We start from the raw sequence: 13,373 nt of genomic DNA on the forward strand, positions 1-13,373 counted from the left end.
GGCTCAGGCTCCGACGGGCGCGGCGTCGTCATCCACCCGCGTCGGCGCGGGCGCGGGACGACTCCCGCGCAGCACGTCGTACAGGGAAACGCCCCGGCGCCGGTCGCCCGAGAGCAGCATCCGCGTGGGAGTGGTGAGGTTGGCCAGCTCGTACGCGGCGAAGGCGACGGCGGTGACCACGACGGTGAGCACCCCGAACCCGGTCCACGGGTGCCAGCCCTGCTCGACCACGACTGGACCGAACCCGAAGACGACGACGTGGTGGACCAGGTAGACCGGCAGCGACGCCGAGATGAGCCACCGCACCAGCGTGGTGTCACGGGTGCACCAGCGGCCGAAGATCCGCATCCACACCGCGGCCCAGGCGAGACCTGCGGCCGTCGCGACCCCGGTGTGCACGGCCTTGTCGGCCTCCGTCTCGCGCGCCAACGGCTCGAGCAGCACCACGGCGGTCCCGCCCAGCGCGAGGAGCACCACGGGCCCCCGCGCCAACGAGGCGATCCGGCCGAGGTGGCCTCCCCCGGCGGCGAGCAGGACCCCGGCGGCGAACGACAGCAGGTGCACCGGGAGCAGCGGCGTCAGGGCGTCGTACGTCGCCTCCTCCCACCCGGCCTGCACCCACCGGTACTGCGCGGCGGCCGCGACGACCCCGCAGGTCAGTGCGGCCAGCGTCAGGGTCGTCGGGGAGGCGAGGACGACGCGCGAGGAGACGTCCAGGACCCGGTTGAGCAGCCGTCCGGCCAGGATCAGCAGCAGTGCCAGCACCGCGCAGTAGATCAGCAGGTACAGCAGGAACCAGGCGTGGTGGATCCACGGCCACGCCGAGGAGGTGAGCCGGCGTTCGGCCCGGCGCTCCCCGATCAGCATGTACGTCTGCCACGGGTTGAGCACTAGGACGCAGAAGACCAGCGGCACTCCCAGACGCGTCAACCGTCCCCGGAACCACGGTGCCGGCCCGCGACGGCGCGCGATCATGAGCGCGAAGAAGCCGGCGACCACGAAGAAGGTCGTCATCCGCCAGAGGTTGGAGAAGGTGGCCACCTGATCGAGCAGCGCGAGGTCCCCGCGGAAGAAGCGCGCGGAGTGGTACGGGATCCCGACCAGCATCAGGAACGCCCGCAGCGCGTCCATGAAGTGCCACCGGGTGCTGGGAGTCTCAGCGGTGGGGACGGGCGCGGACACGGGGGGAACCCTAGGCCCTGCGGCCTCCACGGCCGCCATTCCGCGCGACCGGAGGACGGGCGACACCGGCGCGACGACGGTGCTCCGCGTGCCCGGACACACGACGAAGGCCGTCACCCCACGGGCGACGGCCTTCGTGTCGTACGGCTGGGCTCAGGCGCCCAGGGTGGTGCCGGCGGAGCGGAGGTTCTGGCAGGCCTCGACGATGCGGGCCGCCATGCCGGTCTCGGCGGCCTTGCCCCACGCTCGGGGGTCGTACAGCTTCTTGCTGCCGACCTCGCCGTCGACCTTCAGCACGCCGTCGTAGTTGGTGAACATGTGGGTCGCGACGGGACGCGTGAAGGCGTACTGGGTGTCGGTGTCGATGTTCATCTTGACCACGCCGTAGTCGACGGCGTCGGAGATCTCCTGCTCGGTGGAGCCGGAGCCGCCGTGGAAGACGAGGTCGAACGGCTTGGCGTCGGCGCCGAGGCCGAGCTCACCGGCGACGGCGGCCTGGGCGGCCTTGAGGATCTCGGGGCGCAGCTTGACGTTGCCCGGCTTGTAGACGCCGTGCACGTTGCCGAAGGTCAGGGCCGTCATGTAGCGGCCCTTCTCGCCGACACCGAGGGCACGCGCGGTGGCCAGGGCGTCCTCGGGAGTCGTGTACAGCTTCTCGTCGATCGCACCGACGATGCCGTCCTCCTCGCCACCGACGACCCCGATCTCGATCTCGAGGATGATGTTGGCCGCGGCGCACTTGGCGAGCAGCTCCTCGGCGATCACCAGGTTCTCGTCCATCGGCACGGCCGAGCCGTCCCACATGTGGGACTGGAAGAGCGGGTTCTCGCCGCGCTTGACGCGCTCGGCGGAGAGGTCGATCAGCGGGCGGACGAAGCCGTCCAGCTTGTCCTTGGGGCAGTGGTCGGTGTGCAGCGCGATGTTGACCGGGTAGTTCTTCGCGACCTCGGCGGCGTACGCGGCGAACGCGGCCGAACCGGTGACCATGTTCTTCACCGACGGGCCCGAGAGGTACTCGGCGCCACCGGTGGAGATCTGGATGATGCCGTCGGAACCGGCCTCGGCGAAGCCCTGAAGGGCTGCGTTGAGCGTCTGCGACGACGTGACGTTGATGGCGGGGTACGCGAAGGACCTGGACTTCGCGGCGTCCAGCATCTCGGCGTAGCGCTCGGGACTGGCGATGGGCATGGGAACTCCTCGGGCAGACGGCTCAGCGGCCCCAGCCTAGTGGCCCCGGCGCGGGGGCACAGCACCGGTGCGGACCGCCGGGACGGGCCCAGGGGGCTCAGCGTGCGCCCGCCCCCCTAGTAACGCGCAGTTATGTGCACGAGGTGCCGTCAATGGCGTCGGGGTCGTACAGATAACTGCGCGTTACTACGGAGAGGGCGCGGAGGCCAGGCAGGCGCGGGCGGGGGCTGACGCAGTCCCCGGCGTACGGCCTCAGCCCCGCCAGGCGTCCTCGCCGGACAGGTCGGCGTGCTCACGCACCCAGGAGTGCATCGCGATCGCGGCGGCCGAGGAGGCGTTGATCGAGCGGGTGGAGCCGAACTGGGCGATCGAGAAGGTGCCGTCCACGACGTCGCGTGCCCCCTCGGAGAGCCCCGGACCCTCCTGGCCGAAGAGGAAGCAGACCCGCTCGGGCATCTCCATCGTCTCCAGGTGCGCGCTGCCGGGCAGGTTGTCGATGCCCAGCAGCCGCACCGGCCCGCCCTGCTCGGGCGGCAGCGCGTGCAGGTACGCCGCCAGCGCCGGCACGTCGACGTGGTGGCGCACGTGCTGGTAGCGGTCGGTCACCATCGCACCGCGGCGGTTCCAGCGGCGGTTGCCGACGATGTGCACCTCCGCGGCCAGGAAGGCGTTCGCGGTGCGCACGATCGTGCCGATGTTGAAGTCGTGCTGCCAGTTCTCGATGGCGACGTGGAAAGAGTGCCGACGGGTGTCGAGGTCGGCCACGATCGCTTCCATCGACCAGTACCTGTACCGGTCCACCACGTTGCGCCGGTCGCCCTCGCGCAGCAGCTCCGGGTCGTACTGCTCACCGCTGGGCCACGCCTGCTCACCACCGGGCCAGGGCCCGACCCCGACCTCGGCCGGGCCGTGCGGCATCGGGTCGTACGGAGCCCGCTCGTCGTGCATGGGAGCAGAGTAGGTGGCGAGCGTTACGCTGGCGCGCGTGAGTCTCCTGAACGACCTTCAGCCCTTCCTGCTCGAGCCCCAGCTGCTCGGCATGGACTGGATGGACCCGGTGTGGCTGCTGGAGAAGTTCGGGGAGGCCCTCTTCTGGCTCAGCCTCGTCATCATCTTCGTCGAGTGCGGGCTGTTCTTCCCGTTCCTGCCCGGCGACTCGCTGCTGTTCGCGATGGGCCTCTTCTTCGCCGGCCACCAGGTCGACATCCTGCCCGGACCGGACTGGATCGACCTGCTGTTCGGCATCGCGCTGTTCACCGCGGCCGGGTTCGCGGGCAACGTCGCGGGCTACGAGATCGGAAGAAAGATCGGGCCCTCGCTGTACGAGCGCGAGGGCCGGATCCTCAAGAAGAAGTACTTCGACCAGACCGGCGAGTTCTTCGACAAGCACGGCAACAAGGCGCTGGTGATCGGCCGCTTCGTGCCGTTCGTGCGGACCTACGTCACCGTCGTCGCCGGCGTGACCCGGATGGACCGGCACCGGTTCTTCCTCTGGAGCGGCGTCGGTGCCGTCTTCTGGGTCGTCTCGATCACGGTGCTGGGCTACTTCCTGGGCAACGCGTTCCCGTCGCTCGTGCACGACATCGACAAGCTGATCCTCGCGATCGTCGCCTTCTCCGTGGTCCCGATGATCTGGGAGTGGTGGCGCCACCGTCGTACGAGCTCGCCGGAGGCCGACGACAACGACGGCGACGGCCGCCCCGACCGCGACATCATGGGCACCGACGTCGACTGACGTACGGCCCGCGCGCCGCTGCCGGGCTCAGCCCTGGTCGGGGCCGTCGGCCTGCCAGCGCCCGCGGTGCACCCGGCCGGTGACCCGCGCGCGACGCGACGGCGATCCCTTGCTGCCCGTGTCGGCCAGCCGGTGCCCGATGGTGATCGCGCCGATCGGCTGGTGGTCGTCCGGGATCGCGAACGCGGCACGGAACGCGCCCTCCTCGGCGGGCGGGATCCCGAAGAAGCAGGCGCCGAGCCCCTCGTCGACGACCGTCTGCAGGATCAGCAGCGACGCCATCCCGGTGTCGATGTCCCAGAACGGGACCGGCCAGCGCGCCTCGTCCCGGTCGGTCCACCCCTTGTCGGGCTGGGCGTACCGGTCCAGGTAGGCCGCCTTGCACGACAGCGGGACCACGACCACGGGGGCCGACCTCATCCCGGACAGCCACGCGTTGTCGCCGCCCGAGGTGGCCGCACCGGTGGACTCCCAGAACCGGGCCACGTCCTCGGGGGTGTCGAGCACGAGGAACGCCTGCCCCTGGCTGAACCCGGCGCTCGGGCCGCGCTGGGCGTTGTCGAGGATGCGGTCGAGGACTGCCGGGTCGACCGCCCGGTCGGGGTCGTAGCGGCGGATCATGCGGCGGCGGCGGACGACCTCGGAGAACTCCATGGCCGCACCGTACGCCGTCCGGCCGCGGCCGTCAGTCGGAGCGACTACCGTCCTCCCATGAGTTCCGCCGCCCACCCCGAGCGCGTCGTCCGCGCGCTCCAGGCCCTGGTCCAGCTGCCCACGGTCTCCTACTACGACGCGGAGCGCATCGACTCCGCCGTCTTCGACGCCCTGGTCGCCGAGCTCGAGACCCAGTTCCCGCTCCTGCACGCCAACCTGGAGCGCCACCGGATCGGCGCGCACGGGCTGCTGTTCCACTGGCGCGGGGCCGCCTCCGACAAGCCGGTGGTGCTGATGGCGCACACCGACGTGGTGCCGGTCGACCCGGACTCGACGTGGCAGCACGAGGCGTTCAGCGGCGCCATCGCCGACGGGTACCTCTGGGGCCGCGGCACGCTGGACGACAAGTGCTGCGTGGTCGGGATCTGCGAGGCCGTCGAGCGGGTCCTCGAGGCCGACCAGATGCCTGCCCAGGACGTCTGGCTCTCCTTCGGCGCCGACGAGGAGGTCATGGGCTCCAACGCGCGCGAGGCCGTCGACTTCCTGCGCGGGCGCGGCGTACGGCCCTGGCTGGTCCTCGACGAGGGCGGCGCGATCGCCGGCGGCGCGTTCCCCGGCGTGGAGGCCCCCCTCGGCGTGGTCGGCGTGACCGAGAAGGGCGTGAGCGCCATCGAGCTGGTCGCCGAGGGCCGCGGCGGGCACGCCTCGATGCCGTCCCCGGACGGCCCCACGTACCGGCTGGCGCGCGCCATCACCCGCCTCGACAAGGCGCCGATGCCGGCCAAGGTGCCCGCCCCGACGCTGGAGCTGATGCGCCGCCTCGCGCCGCACCTGCCGGCCGCGCTGCGGCCGCTGGTGTCCAACGTGGACCACCTCAAGCCGCTGGTCGCACGAATCCTGGTGGCCGCCGGCTCCGAGGCGGGCGCGATGGCGCGTACGACGATCGCCACCACCACGCTGTCCGGCTCGCCGGCCAACAACGTGATCGCCTCCACCGCCAAGGCCGGCCTCAACGTACGGATCCAGGTCGGCGACACGCTCGCCGGCGTCGTCGACCACATCCGCCGCGTGGTCCGGGACGACTCGATCCGCATCGACGTGGTCGACGCCGGGGAGCCGTCGCCGGTCTCACCGATGGGGGACGCGTTCGAGCTGGTCGAGTCGTCGATCCGCGCCGTCTACCCCGAGGCGGTCCCGACGCCGTACGCGCTCATGGGCGCCACCGACTCGCGCCACTTCACCGCGATCACCGACAACGTGTACCGCTTCGCCCCGTTCCGGATGAGCAAGTCGCAGCGCGAGGCGATCCACTCCTTCGACGAACGCATCGGCGTGGACGACCTCGTCGACGGCGCCACCTGGTACCAGCACCTGATCGAGAGGCTCCCGCGATGACCACTCCCCCGTCGTCCCCCGCGCGGGTCCCCGTCAAGGGGCTGCTCGCCATCGTCGGCTTCCTCGCCGGCGTCGAGTTCGCCTCCGGGGTCCTCCAGGGCTTCTACACGCCGATCTTCACCGACATCGCGCGGCACCTGTCGATCGCGGACGCCGACGTCAACTGGTTCGAGGCGGCCCAGCTCGTCGTCTCCGCGCTCTGCATCCCGCTCCTGGCCAGGCTGGCCGACCTGTGGGGACACCGCAACGTGCTGCTGCTCTCGACCGTGGTGACCGCGATCGGCTCGTGGGTGCTGGCCTTCTCCCCCAACTTCACGACGTTCCTCATCGGCTGGGCGATCCAGGGCGCGTACGTGGTCTGGCTGCCCATCGAGGTGGCGCTGATCTACCGGCGTACGGCCGACTCGGGACGCCAGGGTGTCCTGACGCGGCGCGCGGCTGGCGTGCTGGTGGGCGTGCTGGAGCTCTCCGTGATCGTCGCGGCGCTGTCCGCCGGCGCCCTGGTGGGCGTGCTGTCGATGACGGCGCTGCTCTCGATCCCGGCCGTGGTGACCACGGTCTGCATCGGGCTCATCTGGTTCGGCATCCGCGACACCCCTCCGGAGGCGACCGGGAGCATCGACTGGGCCGGGTTCGGCCTGGTCACCGCGGCACTGGGGTCGGCGATGGCCGGTCTGATCGCGATCCGTCTGCAGGGTGCGGCCGCGGTGCTGCCGTGGGTGCTGATCGCACTCGGCGTGGTGCTGCTGGTGGTCTTCGTACGCTTCGAGTCGAAGCACCCGGACCCGCTGGTGGACGTGTCGATCTTCCGGATCCCGGGCCAGTGGCCAGTGCAGATGACGGCGTTCCTCTTCGGCATGTCGGTGCTGGGCGCGCAGATCCCGCTGTCGACGTTCGCGCGGACCGACCCCGCCGAGGTCGGGTACGGGCTGGGCGCCGACGCGGGCTTCGTCTCCACCCTGATCGGGGTGTACGTCATCAGCATGGCGATCGGGGCGTTCACCTTCCCCGCGGTCGCCAACAAGGCGGGGATGCGGACCGCGCTGGCCGGAGCCCTGCTGCTCGTCGCGATCGGGTACGGCCTGTGGCTGCCGCTGCACGACACCCTGACCAACGCCGTGGTCAACATGCTCGTCGTCGGCATCGGCTCGGGGGCCCTGGTGGCGGCCCTGCCCGCCGCCGCGGCAGCTGCGGCGCCGCCGGACCGTACGGGCCTGGCCACCGGCCTCACCAACGGCGTCAAGACCGTGGGCGGTGCGATCGCCTCGTCGGTCTTCGCGATCGCGCTCGCCTCGACGGGGTCGATCAGCGACCCGGCCGCCAACCACGCCCCGCTGTCGGGGTACATGACGGTCTGGGCCGTCTGCTCGGTCTCCGCCCTCGTCGCCGCGGTGCTGCTGTTCCTGGTGCCGAAGCGGGCGTTCGCCGACCCGGCCGAGGTGCAGGCAGCCGAGGTGGCGGGGCTGGCCGGGGCCTGACTGCCTCGGGCGCCCGCGCGACCACCTGCCCGCCCCCGCTGGGCTTCCTGCCCGCGCAGGGCAGGAAGCCCGCGCAGGCCCCAGCCCTTGGTAACGCGCAGTTATCTGGTCGAACCGTGCCCAATTGAGCACATCTCGTACGGATAACTGCGCGTTACCAAAGGACCCGGGCGGGCCGAGCGGGCGGGCCGAGCGGGCTGGGCGGGCAGGCGGCCCCCGCTACTCCGCCGCCAGCGCAGCGGCCGCCCGCAGCTCCTCCAGCTCAACGCTGAGCGCCCCGGCCCCCGCGAAGGTGACCGTACGCAGGCCGCCCGTCCAGGCGAACGGCGGCGCGTAGTCGTCGCTGACGGGGAAACCGGCGTCGTGGCCGATCCGAAGCCCGCCGCCGCCGATCTGCATGCCGCTGGCCCCCAACCCCAGCGGCAGCGGCTCGCGGTGGACGTCCTCACCGTCGACGCTGAGCACGCCCTCGCCCGTCGCTCCGTCGTACCGGAAGCCGACCAGGTGCCGGCCGGGCGTCAGGGGCTCCGGTGAGCGTACGGAGAACTCCGCCGAGGTCACGTTGAGAAGGAAGGTCGGCCGTCCCGACAGCACGGTCAGCGCCCAGCCGTTCGACCAGTCGCCGATCGCGGCCAGCACGCCCTCGCCGCCGCCCTCGGGAACGTCGACGTCGGCGACGACCTGGGTCCCGATCGCCAGCGACGGCACCGCCTCGTCGGCGACGGGGCGCGCGCCGGGGCGTACGACCAGCGTCTGCTCGGCCGGCCACAGCGGCGGCTCCATGCCCGGGATGTGGCCGTACAGGCTGTCGGTCAGCGGCAGCACCTGGTTGGCCTCGGCCTGCCGCCACCACTCCGCCTCGAGCTCCGCGACCACGTCGGGGTGCTCGGCGGCCACGTCGTGCTGCTCGGCGAAGTCGTCGGCCAGCGAGAACAGGTGCCAGGTGTCGGTGTCGAAGTCACGGCTGCCCGGCAGCATCGCCTCGTCCAGCACGCCGCCCGAGACGTGGTCGGTGGTCGCCTTCCAGCCGTCGTGGATGATCGAGCGCGACCCGAGCATCTCGAAGTACTGCGTCGTACGGATCGCCGGCGCCGCGGGGTCGGCGAACGTACCGACCAGGGAGCGGCCGTCGACGCGCTGCTGCTCCACGCCGTCGACGACCGCGGGCGCAGTCACGCCGCACTGCTCCAGCACCGTCGGGAAGACGTCGACGAGGTGGCAGACCTGCTCGCGCACCGAGCCGGCCTGGTCGCCCGCCCCGCCGGCGGGACGGACGATCAGCGGCGTGCGCGTACCCCCGAGCCACGTGTACCGCTTCCACAGCGTGAACGGCGTGTTCCCCGCCCACGCCCAGCCCCACGGGTAGTGGTTGTACGACCGGAAGCCGCCGATGTCGTCGATCCCGGCCAGGTTGTCCTCGAGCGAGTCCGCGACACCGAACCCGAACCGGTGCTCGTTGACCGACCCGACGCGGCCGCCCTCGGCGCTGGCGCCGTTGTCGGAGGTGAACACGACCAGGGTGTTGTCGTCGACGCCGATCTCGCGCAGGCCGTCGAGCAGGCGCCCGAAGTGGTGGTCGAAGTGGGACAGGAAGCCGGCGTGTGCCTCCGCGAAGCGGGCGTACAGACGCCGTTCGTCGTCGCTCAGCTCGTCCCAGGCCTGCACCCAGTCGGGGCGGGGCGGCAGAGCGGTGCCCTCGGGCACGACGCCCTCGGTGACCTGGGCGGCGAAGACCTTCTCGCGCATCACGTCCCAGCCCTCGTCGAAGCGGCCGCGGTACTTCTCGATCCACTCCGGCGGCGCCTGGTGCGGCGCGTGCCCGACGCCGGGCGCGAAGTAGAGGAAGAACGGCTTCGCCGGTGCCGCGTGCTTCTGGTCCTTCACCATCCGCAGCGCCTCGTCCACGAGGTCCTCGGTGAGGTGGTACCCCTCCTCGGGCGTCGCGGGCGCCTCGACCGGCGAGTTGTCCCGTACGAGCGTCGGCGTCCACTGGTTGGCGTCCCCGTGCAGGAAGCCGTAGTACCGCTCGAACCCGAGCGCCAGCGGCCACGTGTCGAACGGGCCTGCCGCCGAGCGGTCGTCGCGCGGGGTGAGGTGCCACTTGCCGACGGCCATCGTGTTCCAGCCCTCGTCCTTCAGCACGCGGGCCAGAGTGGCGGCGGACGACGGGATCCGGGCCCGGTAGCCGGGGTAGCCCGTCGGCAGGTCGGCCAGGAAGCCGACGCCCACCGCGTGCGGGTTGCGCCCGGTCAGCAGCGAGGCGCGGCTGGGCGAGCAGATCGCGGTGGTGTGGAACCGGTTGTAACGCAGCCCCTCGGCGGCCAGCGCGTCGATGTTCGGCGTCTCGATCTGGGCCCCGAACGCGCCGAGCTGGGCGAAGCCCACGTCGTCGAGCATCACCACGACCACGTTGGGCCGTCCGGCCGGGTGCGGACGGCGCACGGCTCCGGGCGTCGACTCCTCGGTGGTGCGGCCGATGGTGGGAGGCGTGCTCCACTGCTCCGCGGTACTCATCACTTTCCTCCTAGACTGCCCGCGTGGATCGGACTGACGGGGCGCCGGACGGGGGTGTCGGGCGGGCGGACTTCGGCGTCCTGCTGACCATGTCGAGCGCCGTCTTCGTGGACGAGCTGGCCCGCCACATGGGCGCGGCCGGGTACGACGGCTTCACCGCCCGTACCGGCTGGGTGCTCCGCAGCGTCGGCGACGCCCAGGTGCCGCTCAAGGACCTCGCCGAGCGGATGCGGCTGAGCAGCCCCGGCGCCCTCAAGGCGATCGCCCCGATGGTTGAGGGTGGCTACCTGGAGCGCGTGGGCGCGTACGACCGGCGGGTGCGCGCGGTCGCTGCGACCGACCTGGGTCGCGAGGCGCTGGAGGAGGCACGCGTGTTCCACGCAAAGTTCGAGGCGGGCCTCGTGGAGGGCGTCGGCGCGGAGAGCGTCGAGGCCGTACGCGCCGCGCTGGAGCTGCTGGTGGCGCGCGGGGCGCGTGAGGTGACGGGCGCGATCGCGCCGTTCCCCGGCTCCTGAGCCGTACGACCTCACGCCGGCTCCTCGACCGGGACCGGCAGCGGGCGGCGGCGCCAGAAGGTGGCGAGCAGGAGTCCGGAGAGCACGTCCCACAGCGCCCACAGCGCCATCACCAGGACGGCCCCGCCGACCTCGCCGAAGTAGGCGACGGCGATGACGATCCCCAGACCGGTGTTGCGGATGCCCAGCTCGAGGACCATCGCGCGGGTGCCGGCGGGCGGCAGCCGCAGACCGCGGGCGAAGAGCCACCCGACGAGCAGCACCATCGCGTTCTGCAGGACCACGATCCAGATCAGGTCGTCCACCCAGGACAGGAACTCCACGGCCCCGCTGGCGGCGGATCCGACGACCACGAGCAGCAGCAGGACCAGGACGGCGGCGTCCACGAAGCGGCGCGAGCGGGCCGCCAGTACCGGCCACCGGTGGCCCGCGTACACGCCTGCGGCGAAGGGGACGCCGATGAGCAGGCCGATCTCGACGGCCATCGCGACCGGGTCGAGGCTGATCCGGGCGAGCAGGGCGTCCGCCGGGGCGTACCGGCTCGCCCAGAACGCGAAGAGCGCGGGGGTGGCGACGAGGGCGACGAGGTTGGAGGCTGTGGTCATCGCGACCGACAGCGCCACGTCGCCGCGGGCGCGGTGGGTCAGCAGGTTGGACAGGTTGCCGGCCGGCAGGCAGGCGACCAGCAGCATGCCGAGGGCGACCGACCCGGGCACGTCGAGCAGGTGTGCCATGAGCAGGGTGAGCGCCGGCAGGACGAGGAACTGTCCGAGGACCCCGACCCCGAGCACCCACGGCCTCTTGAGGTGGCCCAGGAAGTCGGACGGCTTCGCCTCCAGGGCGATGCCGAACAGGAAGAACGCGATGACGACCTTGATCACCACGCTCGACCCGGCGGGCAGGTCGACCGAGAGCGTGTCGAGGTCGGAGGCCGCGCCCAGCACGAGCATCGGGTCGAGCACGTGACCACCGTCCGATCGTTAACCCCACTTAAGTAGTGCAATTAACGGGTGTCGGGCGGCGGGTGTCAAGGGGTTCGCCTCGCGTCAGGCGTTCCGGGTCGCGGCGGCGGCCTCCAGCCCCAGCTCGGCGATCGAGGCGGCCCGCATCTCGACCTTGCGGATCTTGCCGGTCACGGTCATCGGGAACTCCTCGACGACCTTCACGTACCGCGGCACCTTGTAGTGCGCCAGCTTCCCGGTGCAGTACGCCCGCAGCCCCTCCGCGGTGAGCGGCTCGGCGCCGGGCCGCAGCTTCACCCACGCCATCAGCTCCTCGCCGTACTTCTTGTCGGGAACCCCGATCACCTGAGCGTCGACGACGTCCGGGTGGGTGTACAGGAACTCCTCGATCTCGCGCGGGTACACGTTCTCGCCGCCCCGGATCACCATGTCCTTGATGCGGCCGACGATGTTGAGGTACCCGTCGGCGTCCATCACGGCGAGGTCACCGGTGTGCATCCAGCCGTCGGCGTCGATCACGTCCGCCGTCTTCTCCGGCGCGTTCCAGTAGCCCTGCATCACCGAGTAGCCGCGCGTGCAGAACTCGCCCGTCGCGCCGCGCGGCAGCGTCTCGCCGGTGAGGGGGTCGACGACCTTGACCTCGACGTGCGGGTGCACGCGGCCGACGGTGGACGTACGACGCTCCAGGTCGTCGTCGGCGCCGGTCTGGGTGGAGACCGGCGACGTCTCGGTCATCCCGTAGCAGATGGTCACCTCCGTCATCCCCATCTCGTCGACGACGCGGCGCATCACCTCCACCGGGCACGGCGAGCCCGCCATGATCCCGGTGCGCAGGGTGGAGAGGTCGTACGACGCGAAGTCCGGCAGCGCCAGCTCGGCGATGAACATGGTCGGCACCCCGTACAGCGAGGTGCAGCGCTCGGCCTGCACCGCGTCGAGCGTCGCCGCCGGGTCGAAGCCGGGCGCGGGGATGACGACGGTGGCGGCGTGCGAGGTGGCCGCGAGGTTGCCCATCCCCATGCCGAAGCAGTGGTAGTACGGCACCGGCACGCAGATGCGGTCGCGCTCGGTGTACCCGCAGCCCTCACCGACGAAGTAGGCGTTGTTGAGCAGGTTGCGGTGGGTCAGGGTGGCGCCCTTGGGGAAGCCAGTCGTCCCGGAGGTGTACTGGATGTTGATCGGGTCGGTGGGGCTCAGGGTCGCTGCAATCTCGGCGAGTCGGCCCGGGTCCGCGGCGCGTCCCGCGTCGACGAGCGCCTCCCACTCGGGGTCGCCCAGGAAGACGACCTGGCGCAGCGCGGCGCAGTCGGGCGCGACCTCGGCGACCATGGCGCGGTAGTCGCTCGTCTTGAACTCCGGCGCCGAGACCAGCACCGAGATGCCGGCGTCCTGCAGCACGTACGCGAGCTCGTGGGTCCGGTACGCCGGGTTGACGTTGACCAGCACCGCGCCGATCTTCGCGGTGGCGTACTGGACGAACATCCACTCCGCGCGGTTGGGCGCCCAGATGCCGACGCGGTCGCCCTTCCCGACCCCGGCGGCGTCCAGGCCGAGGGCGAGCGCGTCGATCTCGGCGACCAGCCCGCGGTACGTCCAGCGGCGGCCGGTCGCGTGCTCCACCAGCGCCTCGCGATCGCCGTGGGCCGCCACCGTCGCGTCCAGGTTGGCGCCGATCGTCTGCTCCAGCAGCGGCGTGGTCGTCTCCCCCGCCGCGTACGACAGGTCGTTGCGCTCGTCGCTCATCGTCGAC

At 71.7% G+C, this 13,373-nt stretch carries 11 protein-coding genes; 4 read left to right on the forward strand and 7 right to left on the reverse strand.

Features of this window, described 5'->3' with window-relative positions:
• Positions 1–3 precede the first annotated feature (3 nt).
• From ACI379_RS02430 to ACI379_RS02440, 3 genes are all read right to left on the reverse strand, one after another.
• The gene (locus tag ACI379_RS02430) at positions 4–1,182 is read right to left on the reverse strand and encodes an acyltransferase family protein (protein WP_439790467.1); all 1,179 of its coding nucleotides are present in this window, start codon (positions 1,180–1,182) and stop codon (positions 4–6) included.
• Between the two features lie 153 nt (positions 1,183–1,335).
• Positions 1,336–2,370, reverse strand: a complete 1,035-nt coding sequence (gene fbaA, locus ACI379_RS02435; protein WP_439790468.1) for a class II fructose-bisphosphate aldolase — start codon at positions 2,368–2,370, stop codon at positions 1,336–1,338.
• 252 nt (positions 2,371–2,622) lie between these two features.
• Positions 2,623–3,318 carry a TrmH family RNA methyltransferase gene (locus tag ACI379_RS02440; protein ID WP_439790469.1) on the reverse strand — a complete coding sequence of 232 codons (696 nt, stop codon included), beginning with the start codon at positions 3,316–3,318 and terminating at the stop codon, positions 2,623–2,625.
• Positions 3,319–3,355: 37 nt separating this feature from the next.
• Between ACI379_RS02440 and ACI379_RS02445 the strand changes: the two genes are divergently transcribed.
• Positions 3,356–4,105 carry a DedA family protein gene (locus ACI379_RS02445; protein WP_439790470.1) on the forward strand — a complete coding sequence of 250 codons (750 nt, stop codon included), beginning with the start codon at positions 3,356–3,358 and terminating at the stop codon, positions 4,103–4,105.
• 27 nt (positions 4,106–4,132) lie between these two features.
• Here the strand turns inward: ACI379_RS02445 and ACI379_RS02450 are convergent, their stop codons facing one another.
• Positions 4,133–4,759, reverse strand: coding sequence for a nitroreductase family protein (locus ACI379_RS02450; protein WP_439790471.1), 627 nt, complete (start codon positions 4,757–4,759; stop codon positions 4,133–4,135).
• Positions 4,760–4,816: 57 nt separating this feature from the next.
• Here ACI379_RS02450 and ACI379_RS02455 point away from each other — a divergent pair, with 57 nt between their 5' ends.
• On the forward strand, positions 4,817–6,154 hold the full coding sequence (locus tag ACI379_RS02455) for a M20/M25/M40 family metallo-hydrolase (RefSeq protein WP_439790472.1): 1,338 nt from the start codon (positions 4,817–4,819) through the stop codon (positions 6,152–6,154).
• On the forward strand, positions 6,151–7,632 hold the full coding sequence (locus ACI379_RS02460) for an MFS transporter (protein ID WP_439790473.1): 1,482 nt from the start codon (positions 6,151–6,153) through the stop codon (positions 7,630–7,632). Before ACI379_RS02455 ends, ACI379_RS02460 begins: the two co-directional genes overlap by 4 nt.
• A gap of 219 nt (positions 7,633–7,851) precedes the next feature.
• On the opposite strand, the gene ACI379_RS02465 is transcribed toward ACI379_RS02460, so the two are convergent.
• Complete coding sequence (locus ACI379_RS02465; RefSeq protein ID WP_439790474.1) at positions 7,852–10,146, reverse strand: arylsulfatase; 2,295 nt, start codon at positions 10,144–10,146, stop codon at positions 7,852–7,854.
• A gap of 23 nt (positions 10,147–10,169) precedes the next feature.
• On the opposite strand from ACI379_RS02465, the gene ACI379_RS02470 reads away from it, so the two are divergent.
• A complete protein-coding gene (locus ACI379_RS02470; protein WP_439790475.1) occupies positions 10,170–10,661 on the forward strand; it encodes a MarR family winged helix-turn-helix transcriptional regulator in 492 nt (163 codons plus the stop codon).
• Positions 10,662–10,672: 11 nt separating this feature from the next.
• On the opposite strand, the gene ACI379_RS02475 is transcribed toward ACI379_RS02470, so the two are convergent.
• Complete coding sequence (locus ACI379_RS02475) at positions 10,673–11,623, reverse strand: bile acid:sodium symporter family protein (RefSeq protein ID WP_439790476.1); 951 nt, start codon at positions 11,621–11,623, stop codon at positions 10,673–10,675.
• A gap of 84 nt (positions 11,624–11,707) precedes the next feature.
• Entirely contained in the window at positions 11,708–13,366 is a 1,659-nt protein-coding gene (locus ACI379_RS02480) for an AMP-binding protein (protein ID WP_439790477.1), read from the reverse strand.
• Positions 13,367–13,373 lie beyond the last annotated feature (7 nt).

The sequence above is a fragment of the Nocardioides sp. genome (genome assembly GCF_051876515.1).
GTDB lineage: Bacteria > Actinomycetota > Actinomycetes > Propionibacteriales > Nocardioidaceae > Nocardioides.

What these genes read in the sequence shown, in the direction of transcription:
- ACI379_RS02450 (WP_439790471.1), bottom strand. Translation starts at nt 4,759, where the DNA reads ATGGAGTTCTCCGAGGTCGTCCGCCGCCGCCGCATGATCCGCCGCTAC.
- fbaA (WP_439790468.1), bottom strand. Translation starts at nt 2,370, where the DNA reads ATGCCCATCGCCAGTCCCGAGCGCTACGCCGAGATGCTGGACGCCGCG.
- ACI379_RS02465 (WP_439790474.1), bottom strand. Translation starts at nt 10,146, where the DNA reads ATGAGTACCGCGGAGCAGTGGAGCACGCCTCCCACCATCGGCCGCACC.
- ACI379_RS02460 (WP_439790473.1), top strand. Translation starts at nt 6,151, where the DNA reads ATGACCACTCCCCCGTCGTCCCCCGCGCGGGTCCCCGTCAAGGGGCTG.
- ACI379_RS02455 (WP_439790472.1), top strand. Translation starts at nt 4,817, where the DNA reads ATGAGTTCCGCCGCCCACCCCGAGCGCGTCGTCCGCGCGCTCCAGGCC.
- ACI379_RS02440 (WP_439790469.1), bottom strand. Translation starts at nt 3,318, where the DNA reads ATGCACGACGAGCGGGCTCCGTACGACCCGATGCCGCACGGCCCGGCC.
- ACI379_RS02480 (WP_439790477.1), bottom strand. Translation starts at nt 13,366, where the DNA reads ATGAGCGACGAGCGCAACGACCTGTCGTACGCGGCGGGGGAGACGACC.